A 23,454-nucleotide genomic window follows, 5' to 3' on the forward strand; every position below is an offset into this window, starting at 1 on the left:
CATCACCTCGACCATCGGCTACGGCACCCTCTACTACGCGTACGCCGTCCTGCTCGGCCCCATGGCCGCCAGCCTTGAGGCGTCGACCACCGCCGTCACCGGTGCGCTGACCGCCAGCGTCCTCGCCGGCGCGGTGATGGCCGTCCCCGTCGGCAGGTGGCTCGACCGGCACGGCGGACGAGCCCTCATGACCATCGGCTCGATCACCGCCACCGCACTCCTGATCGCCTGGTCCCAGGTCCAGACCATCGAACAGCTCTACGCCGTGATGATCGGCATCGGAATCACCGGCGCGATGGTCCTCTACGAACCCGCCTTCGCCGTCGTCGTCTCCTGGTTCACCCCCGACCGGCGGCCCCACCGCCCTGCTCGCAGTCACCGTCGTCGCAGGATTCGCCAGCACCATCTTCATGCCACTCACCGGCTACCTGGTCGCCCACCTCGGCTGGCGCGACGCGCTACTCACACTCGCCGCCATCCACGGCACGGTGACCATCCCTCTGCACGCCCTCACCGTCCGCACACCGCCGCACGTCACCGCGTCCGCCCCCGCGGCGCGGCCGGGCCACACCCTGCGGCGCGTCGCGGCGCGCGCCGCGATGCGCGACGCGCGGTTCTGGGTCCTCGCCGCAGCCCTGATCGTCCACGGCGCCGCCACCAGCACCATCGGCGTCCACCTCGTCGGTTACCTCACCAGCCGCGGCCACCCCGCCACCTTCGCCGCCACCGCCGCCGGCCTGCTGGGCGTGCTTTCCGTCACCGGGCGACTCGTCCTCACCGGCGCACGTCGCCGGCTACCGGTCACCACCATCGTCGCTGCGGTGTTCGCCATCCAGGCCGCCGCCGTCTCGGCCATGCCCCTCGCCGCCGGAACCCGGGTCGGAGCCGTCGTCGCTGTCACTGGCTTCGGGCTGGGTTTCGGCATCGCCAGCCTCGCCACCCCGGCCCTCCTGGCCGATCGCTACCGGAATGTGGGCCAGTGCTCCGGCCTTTTGGCCGGGGGTGAGGGCCCGCGCTGGGAGGCCCGTTAGGCCTGAGCAGTGCCTTGACCGGGACGGTTCTGCTGGTCCATGTACTGCTTCACGAGGCTCAGTGGTGCGCCGGCGACGGAGCCCGCGAAGTACGAGCCCGACCAGAGCTTGTTGGCCCGGTAGTAGTGGTGCACCAGGTCGGGGAACTCCTGCCGCAGGCGACGCGAGGACACGCCCTTGAGGCTGTTGACCAGCCGGGTCACCGCCACCTTCGGCGGGAAGTTCACGAGCAGGTGGACGTGGTTGTTCTCGCCGTTGAACTGCACCAGCTCGGCCTCGAAGTCGGCGCAGACATATCGCATGATCGCCTCAATCCGGGTCAGGTGCCGGCCGGCGAACACCTTATGCCGAAACTTCGTCACGAGGACCAAGTAGACATGCATCGCGAAAACGCAGTGCCTGCCAGTACGGATGCCTGAAGCTTCAGCCATAGACCAAGTTGATACGGTGCTTGTTGTGCAGCTTCGTTACCAGTTCCGCGTCTACCCGACGCCCGGCCAGCAGATCGAGCTGGCTCGGGCGTTCGGGTGCGCGCGGGTGGTGTTCAACGACGGGCTGCGCCTGCGTCAGCAGGCACGGAAACAAGGCTTGCCGTACGTCTCGGACGCCGAGTTGTCCCGCCGTCTGATCACCGAGGCGAAGGCGACCCCGGAGCGGGCGTGGCTGGGTGAAGTCTCGGCCGTGGTGCTGCAGCAGGCACTCGCGGATCTGAACACGGCCTACCGTAACTTCTTCGCCTCGATCTCGGGCAAGCGCAAGGGACGCACGGTCGCGCCGCCGCGGTTTCGGTCGCGCAAGGACAACCGGCAGGCCATCCGGTTCACGAAGAACTCCCGGTTCAAGGTTCTCGACAACGGCCGCCTGCGGCTGCCGAAGGTCGGCGACCTCGCGGTCCGCTGGTCACGGACGCTGCCCTCGGCCCCGTCCAGCGTGGCGATCATCAAGGACGCGGCCGGGCGGTACTTCGCCTCGTTCGTCGTGCAGACCACCGTCGAGCCGCTGCCCGAGCTGGACTCGCAGGTGGGTATCGACCTGGGCCTGACACACTTCGCCGTACTCTCGGACGGTACGAAGGTGGCCGCACCAAAGTTCCTGCGCCGCGCGGCCCGCAGGCTCAAGCGGCTGCAACAGGCCCTTTCCCGCAAGCAGAAGGGCTCGGCCAACCACAGGAAGGCCGTTGTCAAGGTCGCCCGTGCTCACGCGCAGGTGGTCGACACCCGCCGGGACTGGCAGCACAAGCTCTCGACGCAGATCATCCGCGACAACCAAGCGGTGTACGTCGAAGACCTGTGCGTGACCGGTCTCGGCAGGACCCGGTTGGCCAAGAGCGTCCACGACGCCGGGTGGGCCAGTTTCATCGCCATGCTGCAGTACAAGGCCGCCCGGCACGGGCGCACCTTCGGCCGGGTGGACCGGTTCTTCCCGTCCACCCGCATGTGCTCGAAGTGTGGACGCATCAACGACAAGATGGCCCTGGACATCCGAGCGTGGGACTGCCCCTGCGGAGCAGCCCACGACCGGGACGTGAACGCGGCGCTGAACGTGTTGGCCGCCGGACAGGCGGACAACGGAAACGACCGTGGAGCGCAGGTAAGACCGGGACGCGTCCCGGCGCCGCGCGGTGAAGCGGTAACCCACCCAGACGCCGCGCCGTCCACGCGCAGCGTGGAAGGAATCTCCGTCCTTCAGGGCGAAGAGGATGTCAAGGCACCACCGCCTACGCCACCATCGCCGGACGTCTCGCCGCCTTCGTCACCACGGCCAAAGCCGCCGCGCCCCTGCTTGCCGCCGCGCTCCTGCCGCACGGCGGCTACCGCAGCCTGCTCGCCGCCGTCACCACCGCATGCCTTCTCGCCGCCGTCGGCATGCGGCTCGTGGGGAGGGCAGGAGTGACCGCGGCGAGCACCGCAACCGGGCCCCCTGACCATGGCACTGCTGCCGTGCCAGGAGCAGATCCAGCCCCAGCGCCCGCACATGGCGAGCGCGCAGCAGGCCGGCCATGACCTCGACCCGAGGTCCACTCGGACCAGGTGACGACCCACGTTGCCCGGGTCGCGCGGCCGCCGGCGGCTGAGCCTGCGCTGGACAGGCAGCGACTCGTCAGTCGATATCGCCACCCGATATTTGATCCCGTAGTGTGCGGACGGGTGCAGGCTCGCCGGAGGAGGTCACGTGGACAGGTCGCCGACTACGGCGGCGGCGTCGGGGGATCTGCGACGGCGGCTGGGGACGTCCGATGCGGTGGTGATCGGGCTCGGGTCGATGATCGGTGCGGGGATCTTCGCCGCTTTCGCGCCCGCGGCGCGGGCGGCCGGCTCGGGTCTGCTGGTGGGTCTGGCGGTGGCGGCGGTGGTGGCGTACTGCAATGCCACGTCGTCGGCGCGGTTGGCCGCCCGCTATCCAGCCTCGGGTGGCACCTACGTCTACGGGCGGGAGCGGCTGGGTGAGTTCTGGGGGTACCTGGCCGGCTGGGCGTTCGTGGTCGGCAAGACCGCCTCCTGCGCGGCGATCGCGCTGACCGTCGGCCTCTACGTCTGGCCCGATCAGGCGCATGCGGTGGCGGTGGCGGCCGTGGTGGCGCTGACGGCGGTGAACTACGTCGGGATCGAGAGGTCCGCACTGCTCACGCGAGTGATCGTCGCTGCTGTCCTGGTGGTGCTGGCCGTGGTGGTGGTCGCCACCCTCGGCTCAGGGACGGCGGACGTGGCCCGGCTGAACGTCGGCGCGGACGCGACCGTCGGCGGGGTTCTGCAGGCGGCGGGCCTGCTGTTCTTCGCCTTCGCCGGGTACGCGCGCATCGCCACCCTCGGCGAGGAGGTCCGGAATCCGGCTCGCGTCATCCCGCGCGCCGTTCCGCTCGCGCTCGGCATCACCCTCGCCGTCTACGCGGTGGTGGCCGTCGCGGTGCTGCTGGCGTTGGGGCCGCAGCGGCTGGCAGGCTCCGCCGCACCGCTGTCCGACGCGGTCGAGGCCGCCGGGGTGCAGCAGTTGGTGCCGGTGGTGCGTGCCGGTGCCGCCGTGGCGGCGCTCGGTTCGTTGCTGGCGTTGATCCTCGGTGTCTCCCGTACCACTCTGGCCATGGCCCGCGACCGTCATCTGCCGCACGCGTTGGCGGCCGTGCATCCCCGGTTCGCGGTGCCTCACCGTGCCGAGCTGCTGGTCGGGGCCGTCGTTGCGGTCCTGGCGGCGACCGCGGACCTACGTTCCGCGATCGGCTTCTCCTCCTTCGGCGTGCTCGTCTACTACGCGATCGCCAACGCCTCGGCCTGGACCCTGTCGCGGTCGGAGAACCGTCCGCCCCGGATCATCCCTCTCCTCGGACTGGCCGGTTGCCTGGCGCTGGCCTTCGCCCTGCCGATCGCCTCAGTGATCTCCGGGGCGGGAGTGCTGGCTGTCGGCGCCGCGGCCTACGGCGTCCGCCGCGTGGTCGACGGACGCCGGTGGCCGTAGGAACCGCTGTCTCGCGTCACTTGGCGGCGTCGTCGCCGAGGATCTCACGAGCAAGCTCCGCCAGGGCCTTCCGGTCCTCGGCGAGGGCCTTCTTCCCGGCCTCGGTCGCCGTGTAGACCCGGCGGGTACGCCCTTCGACGACCCGCTGCTCGGAGACCAGCAGCCCGTCGGCCTCCAGCCGGTGCAGCGTCGGATAGAGCGTGCCGGGGCTGATCCGATAGCCGTGGGAGGCCAGTTCCTCGGTCATCCACGCGCCGTGGATCTCCTGATCGGCGGCGTGGTGCAGGATGTGCAGCCGCACCGCACCCCGCTGGAACTCCCGCAACCCGGTCCACCTCCTGCGTCCGTCATGAGTGACGGAACCGATATCGGCATCCGATCCTACGATCGTCCGTCAGCACGTCGGCGGGCAGCCAGGAAGATCGGTAGGGGGCCGGATTGCGCGGCCCCGGCGGCAGGACGCCGGCCACGAGCCCGCGGTTGACGGCCCTCACCGGGCAGCGTCCCGGGTGCGATCGGTGCCCGGCGGTAGATTCAAGCGGGTGAGCCAGGGCGAACCACGGGCGGAAACCGGTCCGTCGGGCCAGGACGCGACGACGAGGATGCTGGCGGCGGCACGCGCGGGCGATGGCGCGGCCTTCAGCCGTCTGGTCGAACCCCTGCGGGAGGAACTCCGTGCGCACTGCTACCGGATGCTCGGTTCCTTCCACGACGCGGAGGACGCGGTCCAGGACACCATGGACCGGGCATGGCGGGCTGTCGACCGGTTCGAGGATCGTGGGTCGATCCGGCCGTGGCTCTACCGGATCGCCACCAACCGCGCGCTTTCTCTCCTCGACGCGCGCGGGCGGCGTGAACTGCCCACCGATTTCACCGCCCAGGGCGTGTCCCGGGCCGAGGTGACCTGGCTCGAACCGTATCCGGACCCCCTTGCCCCGTCCGTTCAACCGGATCCGGAGACCCACGCGATCGCGAGGGAGAGCATCGAACTCGCGTTCGTCGCCGCGTTGCAGCATCTGCCGCCGCGGCAACGTGCCGTTCTGCTGCTGCGTGACGTTCTCGGTTACTCCGCCGAGGAGACCGCCGGGATGCTGGTCACCACCGTCGCCGCGGTCAACAGCGCGATGCAGCGGGCCCGCCGGATCGTCGCCGGGCTGACGCCGTCCGGCACTCAGCAGCGGATCCTCGCCGAGCTGGGCGACGCGGGGCAGCGGGAGGTGGCCAGGCGGTACACCGCGGCGTGGGAGTCCGGCGACGTCGAGACGATCGTGGCGATGCTGACGGAGGACGCGCGGTACTCGATGCCGCCGCTGAGCGTCTGGTACGAGGGCCATGAGCAGCTCCGTGGTTTCCTGACCGAGGTGACCGGCGGGCGGAGGTGGCGGTTCCTGCCGACGAGTGCCAACGGGCAGCTCGCGTTCGGGACGTACCTGTGGAACGACGCGGCTGCCGCCTACCTGCCGGCGGGGCTGGACCTGCTCGTGCTGCGGGGGCGCCGGGTGGCCGAGGTCGTCTCGTTCCTCGACGCATGCCTGCCTGCCTTCCACCTACCGGATCGGCTGCCGGAAAGTTCGCGTGGAGGCGATGAGTTCGCGGTCCGGCCGGGGTTGTAGTCCTGACGGGTTCACCAGCCACGAAGGGCAGAACCGACATGCCGAGCAACGAAGAGCAGATCCGGGCCGTGGTCGAGCGCTGGGCCGCCGCGGTTCATGACGGGAACCTCGCCGGCGTCCTGGCCGGCCATGCCGAGGACATCGTGATGTTCGACGTGCCGCCGCCGTACGAGGGCGTGCGCGGGTTGGACGCCTACCGGGAGATCTGGCCGCCGTTCTTCAGGTGGCAGGCGCAGGGCGCGTCGTTCGAGGTCGAGTCGCTGGACGTCGTCGCAGGCGAGGACGTGGCCTTCGCGTACGCGCTCCTGCGCTGCGGCACGCCGGCCGACTTCGCCGCACGTCCGCAGAACCGCCTGCGGCTGACGCTCGGCCTGCGCAGGCGGGATGGCCGGTGGGTCGTCACGCACGAACACCACTCCTTCCCGCTCGCCGAGCCCACCGCCGAGCCGGCCCCGGACGCGGACGCCGCCGAGGCGGAGGTGCGCCGGCTCCACCAGCGCTGGTTCGAGGGCACCGCGGCCAAGGATCTGGATGCCCTGATGGATGCCGTCGCCGATGACGTGGTCTCGTACGAGCACGACCAGCCGCTGCGGTACGTCGGCGTGAACGCGGTCCGCGAGGTCTGCGCGGCGGGCTTGGCGGCGTCAGGTGACGGAGCAGTCGCCTGGGACGTGCCCGACCTGACGATCGTGGTCGACGGCGACCTCGCCGTCGCGTGGGGCCTCAACCGCGTCTCGGTACGCCCGAGCGGTGGTCCGCCGGCGGAGAGCTGGTCCCGGGGCACCCGGGTCTTCCAGCGACGCGACGGGGCGTGGCTGATGACCCATCAGCACCTCTCCTACCCGTACGACCCCTCGACCGGCAAGGCACGGACGGATCTGCGTCCGTAGCGGCGCGGGCGCGACGTCGCACACCGAGCCGTCCATCGACGTTCATGCAACAGATCGGAGTGCGTAAGCTCCGCACGGTCAGATCTGGGGAACCTACCGAGGAGGTTCCATGGATCGTCGAGCGATGTTGCGGGCCACTGTTGTCGGTGCGGGCGCCGTCGCCCTGCCGTTCACGGCGTGGTCGGCGGCGTACGGAGCCCCGGCGCAGAACGCGGCGGGGCCCTACGGTGGGCTTCAGGCCGCCGACGCCAACGGCATCCAGTTGCCGGCCGGCTTCACCAGCTCGATCGTCGCGCGGTCCCGCCGGACGGTGCCGGGGACGTCGTACACCTGGCACGACGCCCCGGACGGCGGCGCGGTGTTCCCGAACGGCGCCGGCTGGATCTACGTGTCGAACTCCGAGGTGGCGGCCGGTGCGGGCGGCGGCGCCTCACGCCTGGTCTTCAACTCCAGTGGCGCCGTGGTCGGGGCGTCGCGGATCCTCTCCGGCACCAACAGCAACTGCGCCGGGGGCAAGACGCCGTGGAACACCTGGCTCTCCTGCGAGGAGGTGTCCCTGGGCCGGGTCTTCGAGACGTACCCCCTGGGTGGGACCGCCGTGGCGCGTCCCGCGATGGGCCGGTTCAAGCACGAGGCGGCCGCGGCCGACCCGGTCCGCCGGGTCGTCTACCTGACCGAGGACGAGACCGACGGCAAGTTCTACCGCTTCGTGCCGACCACCTGGGGCGACCTGTCCGCCGGAACCCTCCAGGTCTTCCGCGCCGGTACGGCCACCTCCGGCACGTTCACCTGGGCCACCGTGCCCGACCCGGACGGCTCGCCCACCCCGACCCGGCAGCAGGTGTCCGGCGCGAAGACGTTCAACGGTGGCGAGGGCTGTCACTACGCGGACGACACCGTCTGGTTCACCACGAAGGGCGACAACCGCGTGTGGCAGGTCAACCTGGCCGCCGGCACGTACGAGCTGGCCTACGACGACAACCTGGTCAGCCCCGGCACCGCTCCGCTGACCGGCGTCGACAACATCACCGGGTCCACGGCCGGTGACCTGTACGTCGCCGAGGACGGCGGCAACATGGAGATCTGCATGATCACGCCGGACGACAAGATCTCCGTCTTCCTGCGGATCACCGGACAGGGCGGTTCGGAGATCACCGGGCCGGCGTTCACCCCGGCCGGGGACCGGCTGTACTTCCCGTCGCAGCGCGGCACGACCGGCTCGTCCTCCGGCGGCATCACGTACTGCGTCACCGGGCCGTTCCGCCGTTGACCGGCTCCCGGCCCCGCTGACCGGCACGTGGCCGCCCGGCGAGGGATACCCGGTCTTCACCGGGCGTCCCTCGCCGGCGCGCTCCTCCCGGACCGCCGGGACGACCAGCCCTGCGCCGGCCGGTCAGATCCTGCGGTAGCGCGCCTCGGTCAGCGCGAACACGCCGTACGCCGCGAAGCCGAGCGCGATCACGAGCAGCAGAGCGGTGCCGTACGCCTCGCCGGCCAGCGTCCGCAGCGCCGCGTCGAGTCCACGCGCCTTGTCCGGGTCGTACCGCCACCCCGCGATGACGAACAGCGCGCCGGCGATCCCATACGCGAGGCCCTTCGCCACGAAACCGGCCGCGCCGAGCCGGCGCACGAGCCGCCGCGTCCCGGCGGCCATCTCGCCGACCCGCAGGTGCTTCTCGAAACGTCTGGTGAGCCCGACGAACGCCAGCCATCCGCCGATCCCGGCCAGGACCAGGCCGGCCGCGACGACCGCGACGCGACCGCCGCTCGACGCGAGGAGACCCTCCGCGGTGTCCTGCTGGGTGTCGGCGCTCGACGACTTCTTGCCGCGCAGCACCTTGACCCCGCTCACGGCGAGGTAGAGGTAGAACGCGACGCGGCCGGCCGATGCCATCCGCTCGATCAGCCGGCGCTCCCGGAGCATCTCCAGCACCTGCCAGGCCGCCATGGCCACCAGCCCGACGACGATCGCCGCGATGAGCGTCAGCCCGAACGGCTCGTCGGCGATCTCCTGCATCGCGCCCGACTGGTCGCCGTCGGCGGTCGGCCCGCCCGAGGCGACCCGCGCGACGACCCAGGCGAAGAGCAGGTGCAGGATTCCGTAGCCGACGAAGCCGGCCCGGGTGAGGCGCTCCAGAGCCGGGTTGCCGGCGGCGCGGGAGAGGGCGCCGCGAGCCCGCGTGGACAGCGATGACATGCGCCGACAATCTCCGCGCGCGGCTCCGGCGAAACCTGCTCGCCGTCGGGGGTGCGCCCGGCGGTGGCGTGGCCGTGCGCCGGCGCCACGCCGCCTGCGGGCTGCGGGACACGCCGTGGTCCAATGAGGAGCGTGATTCTCCAGCGGATCCTCGCCGGCGTCCTGTTGCTGATCGGGTTTCTGGCGATGGCGGCCTCCCACACCTTCCCGTTCCTCGACGATCTCTCCGAGCTGGCCGAGTCGGCGGTCGCGGTCGGGGGCGCGGCGTGCCTGCTGGCGGGGGTGTGGCTGTGGTTGCGCAAGCCGGCGGACCGGTCGTCCGCGCCCTCGGCCGGCGACGGTGAGAGCCCGTGACGGCGCTCGATCAGACGCCGGCGAGCGGTCCCGGCGGTGGCGTCGGATACTGAGCCGATGACCGACCCCGACCTCGATCCCGAGGTGTACCCGCCGATCGACCCGCGTGAGGACGTGCCGGACGACCCCGGCGAACTCCTCCCGGACACGCCCGGCGAACTGCCCGAGGCGCCGGTCGAGCCGATGCCCGACGACGGGGAGCCCGGGGGCGTACCCGAACCGGCCTGACCGGCCCGGCCCCGCACCGGCCCCATCATCAATCGATGATGATGGATAATTCTGTGGTGACGGGCGCGCCGACCGCAGGGGAGACCGGATGAGAATCGTCGATGCCCGGGTCATCGTGTCATGTCCCGGCCGCAACTTCGTGACCCTGAAGGTCGTCACCGACGCCGGCGTCACCGGAGTCGGCGACGCCACCCTCAACGGCCGGGAACTCGCCGTCGCGTCCTATCTGCGCGACCACGTCGTGCCGCTGCTGATCGGGCGGGATCCGGCCCGGATCGAGGACACCTGGCAGTACCTCTACCAGGGGTCGTACTGGCGGCGCGGGCCGGTCACGATGAGCGCCGTCGCCGCCGTGGACACCGCGCTGTGGGACATCAAGGGCAAGGTCGCCGGGTTGCCGGTCTACCAGTTGCTCGGTGGCCGGTCCCGCGAGGGCGTGACCGTGTACGGACACGCCAACGGCGAGACCGTCGACGAGGTGCTGACCGAGGTCGCCCGCTTCGTCGACCTCGGCTACCGCGCGGTGCGGGTGCAGTGCGGCGTGCCCGGCCTGCCCCGGACGTACGGCGTCAGCGCCGACAAGATGTTCTACGAGCCCGCCGACGCCGCGCTGCCGACCGAGACGACCTGGTCGACGGAGGCATATCTGGCCCACGTGCCGGGTGTGTTCGCCCGGGTCCGTGAGGAGTTCGGCCCCACCCTCCGGCTGCTGCACGACGTGCACCACCGGCTCACCCCGATCGAGGCGGCGCGGCTCGGCAGGAGCCTGGAGCCGTACGCGTTGACCTGGATGGAGGATCCGGTCCCGGCGGACCTCCAGGAGGGTTTCCGGCTCATCCGCTCGCACACCACCACGCCGATCGCGGTCGGCGAGGTCTTCAGCAGCATCTGGGACGCCGCCCAGCTCATCCGGGAACAGCTCATCGACTACATTCGTACCACTGTGGTCCACGCCGGCGGGATCACCCATCTGCGACGCATCTTCGACCTCGCCGCGCTGCACCACGTCCGCAGCGGCTCGCACGGCGCCACCGACCTCTCCCCGGTCTGCATGGCCGCCGCGCTGCACCTGGACCTCGCCATCCCCAACTTCGGCCTCCAGGAGTACATGCGGCACACCGAACAGACGGACGAGGTGTTCCCGCACGGCTACCACTTCGACGGCGGCTACCTGCATCCGGCCGAGACCCCGGGGCTCGGGGTGGACATCGACGAGCAGGCCGCGGCCCGCTACCCGTACGCGCCGGCCTACCTGCCGGTGAACCGGCTGGCGGACGGCACCGTGCACCCCTGGTGAGCGTGCCGGTTCAGTGGATGCGGCGACCGTGGGCGTCCGGCATCCCGGACTTGCGGAAGAAGTAGGTGTTGATCTGGTCCCGCCACTCGACGGCGCTGCGGAGCTGTTCGTCGAGGCGCTCGGCGACCCGGTCGTGGACGGCCGGGTCGACCGCCCCGGCGACGAGCCGCCACCGCTCCCGCATCGCCGCCACCTCCTCGACCCCGGCGAAGTGGGTGTCGTAGATGTGCTGGATCACGGTACGGCCGCTGTGCAGCACGTGCCGGTAGGGGACGTGGTGGAAGAACAACAGCAGTTCGTCGGGGCAGCGTTCGCGTGACTCGTACACCTCCGACCACGGCGGTGGGTACTGGCCGGTGAAGCCGGTCCCGGTCGCCCGGGTCCGGTCCACCCCGACGCCGTCGCGGTCGGCGAAGTGGTACGTGCCCCACGGGGTGTACTCGTAGCCGTCCACGTCCGGGCCGTAGTGGTGGCCGGGCCGCACCATGAAGCCGACGCCGAGCGGGGCGGTGTAGCGCTCGTAGGTGCGCCAGGAGTCGTCCATGATCGCGTGCATCGTGCGCCGCACCGGTTCCGGATCGCCTTTGGTGACCGGCAGCCAGGTCAGGTCGATCCACTCGTCGAGGATCGCGGCGGGATCCTGCAGCGGATCCCAGGCGAGCCGGCCGAAGGCGTACAGGTTCGCCTGGGCCAGCGGGTGCCCGGTCCAGAACGGGTCGTCGCCCACGTTGGACACGGCGACCAGGCCGCCACCGGCGCCCGCCCGCCCGGCCGCCACGTCGGCGATCGTGCCGCCGGCCTCGCCCCGGGGCCGGAACCGCAGCACCTCGCTCCACCAGGGTGCGAGGTAGCAGACGTGCCGCTGCTGGCCGGTGTACTCCTGCGTCGCCTGCACCTCCACCGCCAACCGGGTCGCCGGCATCGCGGCGAGCACCGGGGACACCGGTTCGCGTGGCTGGAAGTCGATCGGGCCGAACTTCACCTGGAGGATCACGTTGCCGGCGAATCGCCCGTCCAGCGGCGCGAAGTGGTCGTACGCGGCCCGGGCCCGGTCGGTCGACCGGTCCCGCCAGTCCTGGCGGTGGTCGTAGACGAACGCCCGCCAGCGCACCACGCCGCCGTGCGGGGCGAGCGCCTCGGCGAGCAGGTTCGCGCCGTCGGCGTGGTCGCGCCCGTACGCGAACGGGCCGGGCCGGCCCTCGGAGTCGGCCTTCACCAGATAGCCGCCGAAGTCGGGGATCCGCTGGTAGACCCGCCGGGTGGCGGCGGCCCACCAGGCCCGGACCCGGTCGTCCAGCGGATCGGCGGTGGGCAGGCCGCCGAGGACCACCGGCGCGGCGAAGGTCACCGACAGATGCACCCGGATGCCGTACGGGCGGAGCACCTCGGCGATCTCCGCGACGTCGCCGAGCCGGTCGGTCAGCAACCGCGCCTCGGTGTCGTGCACGTTGACGTTGTTCACCGAGATCGCGTTGACGCCGCAGGCGGCGAGCAGGCGCCCGTAGTCGCGGAGCCGGGCGGGCTCGCGCCGGGCGGCGCCGTCGCGCCAGAACAGGGAGCCGCCGGCGTAGCCCCGCTCGACCTGGCCCGACACCGGGTGTACGGCCACGTTGTCCCAGTGGTCGAGCATGCGCCGGTCCAGCGCCGGCCGGTGCCGCCGGGCCGGAAGGTCGTCGTCGAAGGCCGCCGCGCCGAGCCGGACCACGTGGAACATCCCGTACAGCAGGCCGGCCGGCGCGTCGGCCAGCACCACAGTCACGCCGTCCACCCGCGCCAGCAGGTACCCCTCGTCGCCGAGGGCGCCGTCACCAGTGCCGTTCACCGCCGGTGTCGCACCGAGGCGGGCCGCCTCCGCCGCCGCGTTCGGCACCGGGCCGGCCTCGCGCAGGGCCAGCACCAGGTCGGCGTCCACCTCCCACGGTGGACCGTGCCAGACCCGTCCGCCGTACCGGGCGCAGGCCCGGCTCACCTCGTCGAGGACGGTGCCGACCAGCAGGCCGTCGCCGTGCACCAGCACCCCGCGGGAGCCGAGTTCGCGGAACGCCGCGGGCGGCAGCCAGGCGGCGTGCCAGGTCGACTCGCCGGCGTCGGCCGACGCCCGGCCGGTGACCGGAACGCTCATGCGGTGAACTCCGCCCGGATGTCGTCGATCATCGGGTCACCGATCCGCAGCAGCGCCAGCACCAGGAGCGCGGCCAGCAGGGCGAGCACCGCCTCGGAGAACACCGCTGTGACACCGGCGGCGGCGGCCAGGAGTACGACGTTGCCGAACGTGACGCCGGGCTTGCGCGCCACGTAGTAGAGGGCGAGCCGGAGCACGTCGCGGGTGCGGAAGGTGAACAGTGAGACGATCACCAGCGCGTTGAGCCCGACCAGGACCACGCCCGCACCGACCACCACCAGCGGCACGGCCCACCAGCCGGGGACGGCGGCGGCGGGCAGGTTCGCCAGGTTGACCACGATGACGGCCAGCCACAGCAGCGTCGGTGCCCAGACGCGCAACGCGCCCGGCAGGTTGGTCCGGTAGGCCCGGCGGAACACGGCGGCGGGACGGAGATCGGTCAGGTCGGGGCGTTGGTGCCGCAGCGTGTACAGGGCGGCCGAGACCGCCGGGCCGACCGGCAGCGCGGCGGCGGCGACGAGTGGGAGGTTGCTGCTGTCGCGTTCGAGCAGCACGAGCACGGCCAGGCCGGGCAGCATGCTCACCAGGAGCAGCAGTTCGGTCACGAGCAGGATGTGGACCACGGCGGCGGCTCGCGACAGCGGCCCGTCGCCGAACTCCCGCAGCCCGCCGGCCGGGTGGCTGCTCATGATCGCTCCCCGGGCCGGTCGAGCAGCCGGTCGTCGTCCCACCACGGCGGGGTCTCGTCCACCACCGGAGTCAGCTCGGCGAGGGTCACCTCGTGCCGGGCGAGGTCGAGGTCGAGGTCGGCCCGCCCGCCCGTGACCGGCAGGGCCCGATGGGTACGGGCCGGCTCGGCGGCCTCCCGCAACGCGTCGAGCTGCCGGGGCCGGGGGGAGTGCGGGCTGCCCATCTCCCGCCAGGCCGCCCAGGCGTTGCCGGCGTCCTCGCTCACCGACGAGCGGAGCAGGAACGCCGACGCGGTGCCCGGCGGGCCGATCGGAACCGACAGCGACAGGCTGTGCCGCTCCGGTGCCGGTTCCCGGCCGGTGACGTCCACCGGGGCCCAGGCCAGCACCGCGACCCGGCCGTCGGGGTGCCGGGTGACGAGGTGGTCCGGCCCGCGCGCGAGCACCTCGTCGCCGAGCCGGGCCATGAACGCGTACAGGTGGTAGGTGGGTTTCTTGATCTGCCGGTGGGTGAGCAGGCCGAAGCCGCCGTGCAGCGGCGCAGTGGGCACCCCCTCCTCCTCGAACACGTCGCTGAAGGTCCAGTAGGAGAAGGAGTCGACCAGGTCCCCGCCGCCGGCCAGCACCGGAGCGAGGTAGGCGGCGTGGAAGGCCGTGTCGTGGATCGGGTTGTCCGGCCGGTAGGAGGAGTTGAACTCGGTGATGTGCACCGGGCGGCCGGCCAGCGCGGTGCCGGCCAGGTGCCGGCGGGGCGCGGCGAACTGCTCCAGCAGTTCGGTGGCCGGGGCCAGGGTCTGCCGGGTGCCGAACGGCAGGTGCCGCGCCGGGCCGGAGGTGTAGGCGTGCCGGCTGACGAAGTCGACCGGCACGTCGCGGTCGGTGACGAACTCGGCGAACGGCTTGAGCCACTCGTCGGCGCCGGGGGACAGCGCCGGGCCGCCGACCTGGAGCGCCGCGTCGACGTCCTTGACGGCACGGGCCGACACCTCGTACAGGCGGTGGTAGGCGTCCTGGTCGGCGCCGGACCAGAACGCCGCCAGGTTGGGCTCGTTCCACACCTCGACGGGCCAGCCGCGCACCTCGTCGAGGCCGTACCGGTCGACCAGGTGGGCCACCGTGGCGCGGACCAGGTCACCCCATTCGGTGTACGACCGGGGAGGCGTCACGTTGCCCCGCCACCAGAACACCGTCTGGTCGCCGGAGGCGAGCGCCGAGGGCATGAACCCCAGCTCCACGAAGGGCCGGATGCCCACTGCGAGGTAGGCGTCGACGACCTGGTCGACGTAGGTGAAGACGTGCCGCACCCGGCGCTCGCCCTGGTATTCGTAGGGGCGGTGCACGCCGACGCCGTCGCTGAGCAGCCCGTGCCCGCGGATGTGCCGGAAACCGATGTCCCGCTGCACCAGCGCCAGCGAGTCCTGATAGTCGCGTCGCAGGGCCAGGTCGAACCGGCCGGTGCCCACGCAGGTACGCCAGGCGTCGGTCAGCCGGCCGGTGGGCCGCTCGGGAACGGTGCCGCGCATCGCCGGTCAGCCGTGGCTCTTGCGGTACCGCTCGTACGCCTTGTTGACCAGGTCGATGTAGGCCTGCGCGTTCTTGCCCTTCAGCTCCGAGACGTAGGCGTCCCACTCGCTCAGCGGCCGCTGGCCGAGGGCGAACTTCAGGGTGTTCTGGGTGACGTGGTCCTTCAGCGCGGTCGCCCAGAGCGTCGTCTGCTCCCGCTCGGAGTCGCTCAGCGGCGCGGGTGGCGGAGTCACCCAGGGCGCGGCCTTGCGGGCGTTCATCTCCTTCTGGAACTCCAGCTCCTCCGGCGAGAAGAACGACTGCACCAGGTCGAGCTTGCCGCCGTACGCGAAGACGCCGTTGTAGAAGCCGAAGTCCTTCTGCAGATGCTTGCTGCCCTTGGGGTTGAGCCCGATGACGTCGACGTCCGGGGCGAGGGTGCGCTTGCCCGAGGCCTCCTTGGTGTACGTGGTGCCCTCGACGCCCCACTTGGCGAACTCCTGGCCGGCGTCGGAGTACCAGAGCCAGTCGACGAACTGCATCATGGCCACGAAGTTCTTGCCCTCCCGGGCTTTGCTGGAGATCATCACGCCGTTCTCCAGCCGGCTCGCCGCGTTGACCGGGCCGGCCGGCCCGACCGGGAAGAGGATCTTGCCGAGCCGGGCGTTCGGGTTGATCTTCGCGATGTCCGGGCGGTAGTCGTTCACCAGCGTCTGCGCGTTCGTGCTGATCACGAAGGACTTGCCGCTGGCGAGCTTCTGCCGGGCCTGGTCGTCGGTCTGGGTGAAGGTCTCCGGGTCGAGCAGCCCTTCGGCGACCAGCTTGTGCAGGTACTCCACCACCTGCCGGTAGCCGTCCGAGGCGCCGGTGAAGACGTACTTCCCGGCCCCGGCGTCCCAGCTCGTCGGCTGGTAGTTCCAGCCGGCGCCGGGCAGGCCGTGTGCCAGGGCGAGCATGTTCAGCAGGTTGCCCGCCGGGTTGGGCTTGCCGAACCGGTCGGAGAACGGGATGACGTCCGGGTGGGCCGCCTTCATCGCCTTGAGCATGGCGTACACCTCGTCCCACGTGGTGGGGGACGGGATCTTCAGCTGCTCCAGCACGTCGGTGCGGACCGCGAGGGTGTAGTCCTGCCAGGGCTTCTCGTGCAGCCCGGGCAGCAGGTAGAACTTGCCGTCCTCCTGCCGGAGCGTGTCCATCTCCGGCTGGAGCTTCCACCGCTCGATCTTGTCCTTGAAGTGCGGCATCAGGTCGAGGTAGTCGCTGACCGGCAGGATGGCGCCGGAGGAGACGTACGAGTTCTCCTGCGGGTGGTAGGTCTTCGGGATGATCAGCGGGGCGTCGCCGGAGCCGACCAGCACACTGCGTTTCTGCTCGTAGTCGCTCAGCGGCACGGCGACCGGGTCCAGCTTGACGTTCGTCCGCCCGGCCAGCTCGGTCCAGAACAGCCACTCCGGCTTGAGCGGGTAGTTCGGGTGGTTGTTGTAGAGGATCGAGAACGTGACCGGCTCGGTGGCCTTGAACTGGTCCCCGGCACCGTACTTCTCCATCGCGCCGGCACGGTTGCGGTCGAGGTCCTTCTTGTCGGGGGTGTCGTCGCCGCAACCCGCCAGGGAGACGACGGCGGCCGCGCCGGTGGCGAGCAGCACCTGGCGCCGGGACAGCTGGGCCATGGATTCTTCCTTCCGGTGGTGGGGGGGCGTGGGCGGCTATCCCTTCACGGCGCCGAGCATGACTCCGGAGACGAAGTAGCGCTGGATGAAGGGATAGACCGCGAGGATCGGCAGGATCGTCAGCACGATGGTCACGGACTGGATGGTGGCGGCGGACTGGACGACGTCGCCGGCGCTGCCGAGGCCGCCGCCGGTCTGCGTGGCGTCGGTCGCGCCCGCGATGAGGTTGCGCAGGTAGACGGTCACCGGGAGCAGGTCCTGGCGGTCCATGTAGAGGAACGCGGCGAACCAGGAGTTCCAGAACGAGACGGCGTAGAACAGCACCATCGTGGCGACCATCGCCTTCGACAGCGGCAGCACGATCCGCAGCAGCGTGCCGTACGTGTTCAGGCCGTCGACGGCGGCGGCCTCCTCCAGCTCGACCGGCAGGCCCTCGAAGAACGCCTTCATCACCAGCAGGTTGAACACGTTGATGGCATTGGGCAGGGCGATGGCCCACACGGTGTTCTTCAGCCCCAGGCTGGTGACCAGGACGTAGTTGGGGATCAGGCCGCCGGTGAAGAACATGGTGAACACGGCGATCCCGACCAGCGCGGTCCGGCCCCGCAGGTGCCTCTTCGACAGCACGTACGCGTAGCAGGTGGTCAGCACGACGGAGATGAGCGTGGCGACCATCGTGTAGAAGACGGTGTTGCGGTAGCTGATCCAGAACGTCGGGTCCGACGTCACCACGCGGTACGCGGTAAGGTTGAACCCCCGCGGCACGAGGTTCACCTCACCCGCGACGATGTACGCGTTGTCGCTGAGCGAGCGGGCCACGATGGTGAGGAACGGGTACAGGGTCACCACCACGACGCCGGTCAGCACGACGGCGTTGACCACCTGGAAGACCCGGTAGCCCCGGGTGTGCCGGGGGCCACGCGGCCGGGCCGCGGGTGCCCGCGTACGGGCCTGCGTGCTCACCACAGGCTCGTCCCCACCGTGCGCCGGGAGATCGCGTTCGCCGACAGCACCAGCGTCAGCCCGATCACGGACTCGAACAGGCCGATCGCGGCGGCGTAGCTGAGGTTCCCGGAGACGATGCCCACCCGGTACAGGTAGGTCGAGATCACGTCCGCCGTCGGGTAGGTGAGCGGGTTGTACAGCAGCAGGATCTTCTCGAAGCCGACGGCCATGAAGGTGCCGATGTTGAGGATCAGCAGGGTCACCATCGTCGGCCGGATCCCCGGCAGCGTCACGTGCCAGGTCTGCCGCCACCGGTTGGCGCCGTCGATGCGGGCCGCCTCGTACAGGTCGCCGTCGACGGTGGTGAGCGCGGCGAGGTAGAGGATGGTGCCCCAGCCGACGGTCTGCCAGACCTCGGAGGAGACGTAGATCGTCCGGAACCATCCGGCCTGCTGCATGAACGGGACCGGCTCGCCGCCCACGGCGCGCAGCAGCTGGTTCACCGCGCCGTCCACCGACAGCAGCTGGAGGACCATGGCGGCCACGATCACGATCGACAGGAAGTGCGGCAGGTAGGACACCGACTGCACGAACCGCTTGAGGGCGCGGTTGCGCACCTCGTTGAGCAGCAGTGCGAGCACGATCGGCAGCGGGAAGCAGAACACCAGGGTCAGCGCGCCCAGCACGAGCGTGTTGGTGAACACGTTCCAGAAGGTGGGGTCGGTGAAGAACAGCCGGAAGTAGCGCAGCCCGGTCCAGTACTCGCCGAAGAGGCTGCCGCCCGGCTGGAAGCGCCGGAACGCGATCACGTTGCCGAGCATCGGCAGGTAGCGGAACGTCAGGAAGAACAGCAGCGGCAGGACGGCCAGCGAGTAGAGCTGCCAGTCCCGGCGCAGGGCCCGCCGCCAGGGCGTACGACGACCGCGCGGGGTCGGGGATGCCAAGCTCATCCTCCCACCTGACCGTCGGCCGGAACTTTCCGGTAATGCGCCGTAAGCTTTTCGGAAATTTATGGGTATCGTTATCAACGTGTCAAGAGCGTCGATTGATATCTCCCTCGACCAGCTCCGTCGCTACGCACCCGCCGTCGTCGAGCCCGCCGACTTCGACCGGTTCTGGCGCGCCACCCGCGCCGCCGCCGCGGCCACCCCGGTGCTCGTCGCCGTCCGTCCCGAACCCACCGGCCTGCGGCTGGTCGACGTGTGGGACGTGACGTTCGCCGGCTTCGCCGGCGAACCGGTCCGGGCCTGGTACACCCGCCCCGCGGGCGTACCGACGCCGCTGCCGGCAGTGGTGGAGTACCCCGGCTACGGACGCGGCCGGGGCCTGCCGGGCGAGCGGCTCACCTGGCCGGTGGCCGGTTACGCCCACCTGCTGGTGGACAACCGGGGACAGGCCGGCTTGTACAGCCGAGGCGACACCCCGGACCCGCACGACGCGCCCGGCGGGCCCAGCCCCGCCACGCGGGGAATCCTGGCCCCGGACGACTACCACTACCGCCGTCTGATCACCGACGCGGTCCGCGCGATCGACGCCGTCCGCGTACTGCCCGGGGTGGACCCGGCCCGCGTCGCCGCGGTGGGCAACAGCCAGGGTGGTGGACTCGCGCTCGCGGTAGCGGGCCTCGTCGACGGCCTCGCCGCGCTCCTGGTCACCGCCCCGTTCCTGTGTGACATCCAGCGCGCCATCGAACTCACCGAGGCTTCCCCCTACGGCGAGATCGCCCGTTACCTGGCGGTGCACCGCGAGGCGGAGGAGCAGGTCCGGCACACGTTGTCCTACGTCGACGGGGTCACCTTCGCCCGGCGGGCCACCGCCCCGGCGCACTTCGGGATCGGCCTGCGGGACGAGGTCTGCCCACCGAGCACCGGCTTCGCCGCCTACAACCAGTACGCCGCCGCCGGTGGCTCCGCCGCACCGCCACGGGAGATGCACACGTACCCGTTCAACGGCCACGAGGGCGGGGAGGCGGTCCACGTCCGGCGGCAGTTGCGCTGGCTCGACGCGGTGCTCCGCCCCGCCGGGACGGCAGCCGGCTGACGGGCTCACCGGCAGGGCCCGCGACATCTACCATCCCTGATCATGATCTCGACCGTGTGGCGGCTGCTCACCCGCCAGATCGACCCCAACCGGGCGCAGGACGACGCCGTGCTGCGCGAGGCGTGCACGCAGGCGCGGTACGGCTCCGACATCGGACCGGCCAAGAAGGCTCTCGCCGCCACCCGGGACGACTACGACCGCCGGGCACGCTACGTCCGTGTGCTGGCCGAATCGACCGCTGGCGGGCTGGGATCCCGGATCGACCGTACGACCGGCCGGGTCGACACCGCAGCCGCCTGGACCGATCGCTGGGCATCACGCGCGCCCGCCGATCCGGATGCCCAGCTCGTACGTGCTCGTTCCCTGATGGCACGGGCGTGGGAGGTGCGCGGCGGCGGCTGGGCCGCCACCGTCGCTCCAGAGCAGTGGGCCGAGTTCAGCCGCCTGCTGGACCTGGCCCGGCAGGTGAACGATCTCGCCATGCGGCTCGCGCCGGAGGACCCCACGCCGTGGGTGAACCGCCTGGACCTCATGATCGACGAGAGTGCGCCACTGGACGAGTTCGAGGAGGCGTGGCGTGAGCTGACCAAGCGGGATCCGTGGCATCAGCAGGGCCACGTACGCCGGCTGGTCTACCACTGCCGGAAATGGAGCGGCTCGCACGAGGCGATGTTCGGTTTCGCCCGCTCGGTCGCCGCAGCGGCGCCTACGGGCTCGCCGCTGCTCGTGCTGCCGGTTCGGGCCGCCGCGGAGTGGGCACTGTGGGAGCAGGACCGCGAACCCGAAGGCGGCACCGCCGACGAGATCAGCGAGCGGTGGCGACAGGATCCGGTCATGCAGTCGGATCTCGACAACGCGCTGTCCCGGTGGTTCCACCAGCCGGCGACCCGGCACGCCGACTGGCTCAACGACGCCAACTACCTGGCGTACGGGCTGGCGCGCACCGGCCGCGACGCCGAGGCCGCGCCGGTGTTCGCGTCGATCGGCCGGTACATGACGGGCGTGCCGTGGTCCTGGTGGGGCCAGGGACGCGGCGACACCGCCTTCCTCCGAGCCCGTCGCCGCGCCCGCCGCGCCGCCTGACCGCTGGCGACGCCGCCCTGGCCACCGTCGATTCCCCCTCGGAGGGACCGTTCTTACCACTCTCTTACGGGACGGCAGCCGGGCGTACGCGCGGCGTCGCGGAGCGCGATGCTGAGGTCCGGCGACCAATCGGGGAAGAGGGCCACCATGGGATCACTGGCACGGTACGGACTGTCGGCGGCGACAGCGTCCACTCTGGCGGCAGGCGTGCTGCTCGCGCCGGTCACGCCGGTCGCAGCCGCCACCCCTTCGACGTGGACGGCGACCGTCCCCGCGCTGATCCACGAGAGCCGGCTGACCGACGTGGCCGCCACCGGCCCGAACAACGCCTGGTCCGTCGGCTACCAGGCGTCGACCTACACGGGGTACTCGATCGACCAGCCGTACGCCCTGCTGCGGTGGAACGGGCGGACGTGGACGGAACGGCGGCTGCCGCACCAGGCGCATCTGCTGTACAAGGTGGACGCGGCGAACGCCCGGGACGTCTGGACGGTGGGCGCCCGGCGCCTCGGCGAGTCGTACGCCGGGCACTTCGACGGCGCGACCTGGACGGCGCACGCGCCGTGGCCCGCCCCGGCCGGGACCTCGCAGCTGCTGGACGTGGCCGCCACCGGCGGCGGACGGGCGGTGTTCGTCGGTCACGACGGCGGCCGGCCGCTGGTCGTGGAAGGCGGCACCGGTCAGTTCGGCCGGGTCACGGTATCGGGGGCGGAGGGACTCGACGGTGTCCTGCGGGCGGTCTCGCGCACCGCGGACGGTGGCGTGTTCGCCGCTGGTGAACGGTACGTCGCCGACGCGCCCTATCCGGAGCCGATGATCGCGCAGCGCGTCGGCGGATCGTGGCGGGTGGCGCCGCTGCCGCCGATCCCGAGCGCCCGGCTCACCGGCGTGTGGGCCCGGTCGTCGACCGACGCCTGGGCGGTCGGCACCCAGGACTACGACTCCGTCCCCAAGCCGGTCATCCTGCACTGGGACGGCCGGACGTGGCAGCGGGTGGCCGGACCCGCGCCCGCAGGCTGGGCGTACGCGGTCGCGGGCGACGCGAACGGCAACGTCTGGATCAGCGGCACGAATCCGATCCCGCCGTACGTCGAGTACCCGGGCACGCTGCTGCTGCGCTACACCGGCGGGCGATGGAGCGTCGCGTACGGGCCGAAGGTCGACGGCAACGACCCGAGCCTGGACGCCCTGGCGAACATCCCGGGAACCTCGTCCTTCTGGGCGAGCGGCACGGTGTCGACCGCCGGGCTCCGCCTCACCGCCGTGATCGAGCGGACCAGATGAGCGCAGGGGAGTGAGTTCGGACTTCGGCCCGTCTCCGAGGTGGAGGCGGGCCGGCCGGTCTTGTCGGAGCCCGCGGCTATCCTTTCGCGGTGTCGTACGCCGATCTCAGTTTCGCGCAGTGGAACGATCTCTCCGACGGCGCTGCCGGCCGGATCGTCCAGGACATCGCCGAGCGGCACGAGCTGACAGTGGTCGGCGTGCAGAACACGGCGTACGCGGGGCGGTCACACCGGACGGCGCTGTTCGGCCGTGGCGGGATGCGGTTCGCGCTCGTACCCGGCGGCCGGCCGGCGCTCGGCTACGACGCGGGCCGGTTCCGGCCCGACCCGCGCCAGGCCGCCGACTACGCCGACAGCGCCGCCGAGTTCGGGCTTCCGTCCCTGACCGAGTACGTCGAGGAGATGACCTCGCCCGCACGCGGCGTCGACATGCCGGCGATGCTGGTCGCGGTGGACGCGTTCGACCCGTGCCCGGTTCCGCTGGCGCCGGACGACCCCCGGGTGCGGGAACTGGTGGCGTCGGCCGGGGATCGGCTCGTCGGGGTGAGCACCTTCCAATCGGGTGGCGGGCTGACCGTCGAGTTCGACCGGACCGGGCAGGTGGTGCGCGCCCGGGCGACCCGCGAGGTCTCCTACGACGAGGCGATGGCCGGGCTCGCGAGCCTCGGCCTGCGGACGGCCACCCCGGACGAGTGGGAGTGGGCGTGTGGCGCCGGCGCGACGACCCTGTTCCGCTGGGGCGACGACTGCCCCGGCGACGGCTATCCGTACGACCACAAGACCGGCCCGCACCGGGTTGAGAACCTCTGGGGTCTGGCGATCGGGCAGGATCCCTACCGGCACGAGGCGACGACCGAGCGCACCGTCGTGTGCGGTGGCGACGGCGGCGGTGCCACCTGTGGCGGCAGCGGCTTCTTCCTGGGCTGGCTCACCCTCGCGACCGCGTACCGCGACGAGGACTTCGGCCGGTGGTCCGCCTCCGACGACGGGTACGCCGACGAGATCCTGACCCGGCCCGTCATCGAGCTGAGCTGAGGCCCGGACGGACGACCGGACCCG

At 71.5% G+C, this 23,454-nt stretch carries 22 protein-coding genes and 1 pseudogene; 14 read left to right on the forward strand and 9 right to left on the reverse strand.

The features are described 5' to 3' along the window. Positions 1 to 61: 61 nt before the first annotated feature. Positions 62 to 298: pseudogene (locus tag ABIH81_RS20480) on the forward strand (MFS transporter); the annotation flags it as partial. Between the two features lie 112 nt (positions 299 to 410). Then, entirely contained in the window at positions 411 to 1,031 is a 621-nt protein-coding gene (locus tag ABIH81_RS20485) for an MFS transporter (RefSeq protein ID WP_349876506.1), read from the forward strand. On the opposite strand, the gene tnpA is transcribed toward ABIH81_RS20485, so the two are convergent. After that, the gene (gene tnpA, locus ABIH81_RS20490; protein WP_349876507.1) at positions 1,028 to 1,462 is read right to left on the reverse strand and encodes an IS200/IS605 family transposase; all 435 of its coding nucleotides are present in this window, start codon (positions 1,460 to 1,462) and stop codon (positions 1,028 to 1,030) included. The two genes, ABIH81_RS20485 and tnpA, sit on opposite strands and share 4 nt — an antisense overlap. A gap of 25 nt (positions 1,463 to 1,487) precedes the next feature. On the opposite strand from tnpA, the gene ABIH81_RS20495 reads away from it, so the two are divergent. Together ABIH81_RS20495 and ABIH81_RS20500 are read left to right on the forward strand one after the other, a co-directional pair. Then, positions 1,488 to 2,924: a transposase gene (locus ABIH81_RS20495; protein WP_349876508.1), complete on the forward strand. Its 1,437-nt coding sequence runs from the start codon at positions 1,488 to 1,490 to the stop codon at positions 2,922 to 2,924. Positions 2,925 to 3,293: 369 nt separating this feature from the next. Next, a complete protein-coding gene (locus tag ABIH81_RS20500) occupies positions 3,294 to 4,481 on the forward strand; it encodes an APC family permease (RefSeq protein WP_349881169.1) in 1,188 nt (395 codons plus the stop codon). 16 nt (positions 4,482 to 4,497) lie between these two features. Here ABIH81_RS20500 and ABIH81_RS20505 read toward each other — a convergent pair whose 3' ends face one another. Then, positions 4,498 to 4,806: a PadR family transcriptional regulator gene (locus ABIH81_RS20505; protein WP_349876509.1), complete on the reverse strand. Its 309-nt coding sequence runs from the start codon at positions 4,804 to 4,806 to the stop codon at positions 4,498 to 4,500. Positions 4,807 to 5,083: 277 nt separating this feature from the next. Between ABIH81_RS20505 and ABIH81_RS20510 the strand changes: the two genes are divergently transcribed. The 3 genes from ABIH81_RS20510 (at position 5,084) to ABIH81_RS20520 (ending at position 8,254) form a co-directional block, all read left to right on the forward strand. Continuing rightward, positions 5,084 to 6,094, forward strand: coding sequence for a sigma-70 family RNA polymerase sigma factor (locus tag ABIH81_RS20510; RefSeq protein WP_349881170.1), 1,011 nt, complete (start codon positions 5,084 to 5,086; stop codon positions 6,092 to 6,094). 38 nt (positions 6,095 to 6,132) lie between these two features. Next, positions 6,133 to 6,984, forward strand: coding sequence for an SgcJ/EcaC family oxidoreductase (locus ABIH81_RS20515; protein WP_349876510.1), 852 nt, complete (start codon positions 6,133 to 6,135; stop codon positions 6,982 to 6,984). A 109-nt stretch (positions 6,985 to 7,093) separates the two neighbouring features. Next, positions 7,094 to 8,254 (forward strand): alkaline phosphatase PhoX, encoded by a 1,161-nt coding sequence (locus tag ABIH81_RS20520; RefSeq protein ID WP_349876511.1) that lies wholly within the window; start codon positions 7,094 to 7,096, stop codon positions 8,252 to 8,254. 123 nt (positions 8,255 to 8,377) lie between these two features. On the opposite strand, the gene ABIH81_RS20525 is transcribed toward ABIH81_RS20520, so the two are convergent. After that, complete coding sequence (locus tag ABIH81_RS20525; RefSeq protein WP_349876512.1) at positions 8,378 to 9,181, reverse strand: DUF1206 domain-containing protein; 804 nt, start codon at positions 9,179 to 9,181, stop codon at positions 8,378 to 8,380. Between the two features lie 123 nt (positions 9,182 to 9,304). Between ABIH81_RS20525 and ABIH81_RS20530 the strand changes: the two genes are divergently transcribed. The 3 genes from ABIH81_RS20530 (at position 9,305) to manD (ending at position 11,060) form a co-directional block, all read left to right on the forward strand. After that, complete coding sequence (locus tag ABIH81_RS20530) at positions 9,305 to 9,535, forward strand: hypothetical protein (protein WP_349876513.1); 231 nt, start codon at positions 9,305 to 9,307, stop codon at positions 9,533 to 9,535. Between the two features lie 57 nt (positions 9,536 to 9,592). Next, positions 9,593 to 9,763, forward strand: coding sequence for a hypothetical protein (locus ABIH81_RS20535; RefSeq protein WP_349876514.1), 171 nt, complete (start codon positions 9,593 to 9,595; stop codon positions 9,761 to 9,763). Positions 9,764 to 9,851: 88 nt separating this feature from the next. Continuing rightward, on the forward strand, positions 9,852 to 11,060 hold the full coding sequence (gene manD / locus ABIH81_RS20540; RefSeq protein ID WP_349876515.1) for a D-mannonate dehydratase ManD: 1,209 nt from the start codon (positions 9,852 to 9,854) through the stop codon (positions 11,058 to 11,060). A 10-nt stretch (positions 11,061 to 11,070) separates the two neighbouring features. On the opposite strand, the gene ABIH81_RS20545 is transcribed toward manD, so the two are convergent. From ABIH81_RS20545 to ABIH81_RS20570, 6 genes are read right to left on the reverse strand one after another with little or no spacing between them, the layout of a single operon-like run. Beyond that, positions 11,071 to 13,182 carry an alpha-glucuronidase gene (locus ABIH81_RS20545; protein ID WP_349876516.1) on the reverse strand — a complete coding sequence of 704 codons (2,112 nt, stop codon included), beginning with the start codon at positions 13,180 to 13,182 and terminating at the stop codon, positions 11,071 to 11,073. Beyond that, positions 13,179 to 13,871 (reverse strand): hypothetical protein, encoded by a 693-nt coding sequence (locus ABIH81_RS20550; RefSeq protein ID WP_349876517.1) that lies wholly within the window; start codon positions 13,869 to 13,871, stop codon positions 13,179 to 13,181. Before ABIH81_RS20550 ends, ABIH81_RS20545 begins: the two co-directional genes overlap by 4 nt. Continuing rightward, the gene (locus ABIH81_RS20555) at positions 13,868 to 15,394 is read right to left on the reverse strand and encodes a xylan 1,4-beta-xylosidase (protein WP_349876518.1); all 1,527 of its coding nucleotides are present in this window, start codon (positions 15,392 to 15,394) and stop codon (positions 13,868 to 13,870) included. The genes ABIH81_RS20550 and ABIH81_RS20555 overlap by 4 nt, the downstream gene beginning before the upstream one ends. 6 nt (positions 15,395 to 15,400) lie before the next feature. Then, complete coding sequence (locus ABIH81_RS20560) at positions 15,401 to 17,044, reverse strand: extracellular solute-binding protein (RefSeq protein ID WP_349876519.1); 1,644 nt, start codon at positions 17,042 to 17,044, stop codon at positions 15,401 to 15,403. A 36-nt stretch (positions 17,045 to 17,080) separates the two neighbouring features. Beyond that, complete coding sequence (locus tag ABIH81_RS20565) at positions 17,081 to 18,007, reverse strand: carbohydrate ABC transporter permease (protein ID WP_349876520.1); 927 nt, start codon at positions 18,005 to 18,007, stop codon at positions 17,081 to 17,083. Beyond that, positions 18,004 to 18,939, reverse strand: coding sequence for an ABC transporter permease subunit (locus ABIH81_RS20570; protein ID WP_349876521.1), 936 nt, complete (start codon positions 18,937 to 18,939; stop codon positions 18,004 to 18,006). The genes ABIH81_RS20565 and ABIH81_RS20570 overlap by 4 nt, the downstream gene beginning before the upstream one ends. A gap of 61 nt (positions 18,940 to 19,000) precedes the next feature. Between ABIH81_RS20570 and ABIH81_RS20575 the strand changes: the two genes are divergently transcribed. From ABIH81_RS20575 to ABIH81_RS20590, 4 genes are all read left to right on the forward strand, one after another. Then, on the forward strand, positions 19,001 to 20,029 hold the full coding sequence (locus ABIH81_RS20575) for an acetylxylan esterase (RefSeq protein ID WP_349876522.1): 1,029 nt from the start codon (positions 19,001 to 19,003) through the stop codon (positions 20,027 to 20,029). A 42-nt stretch (positions 20,030 to 20,071) separates the two neighbouring features. Further along, positions 20,072 to 21,112, forward strand: coding sequence for a DUF4034 domain-containing protein (locus ABIH81_RS20580; protein WP_349876523.1), 1,041 nt, complete (start codon positions 20,072 to 20,074; stop codon positions 21,110 to 21,112). 147 nt (positions 21,113 to 21,259) lie between these two features. Next, positions 21,260 to 22,396 carry a hypothetical protein gene (locus ABIH81_RS20585; RefSeq protein ID WP_349876524.1) on the forward strand — a complete coding sequence of 379 codons (1,137 nt, stop codon included), beginning with the start codon at positions 21,260 to 21,262 and terminating at the stop codon, positions 22,394 to 22,396. An 89-nt stretch (positions 22,397 to 22,485) separates the two neighbouring features. Further along, positions 22,486 to 23,430, forward strand: a complete 945-nt coding sequence (locus ABIH81_RS20590; RefSeq protein ID WP_349876525.1) for a hypothetical protein — start codon at positions 22,486 to 22,488, stop codon at positions 23,428 to 23,430. Positions 23,431 to 23,454: the final 24 nt, after the last annotated feature.

Source organism: Micromonospora sp. HUAS YX12 (assembly GCF_040215685.1).
GTDB classification, from domain to species: domain Bacteria; phylum Actinomycetota; class Actinomycetes; order Mycobacteriales; family Micromonosporaceae; genus Micromonospora; species Micromonospora tulbaghiae.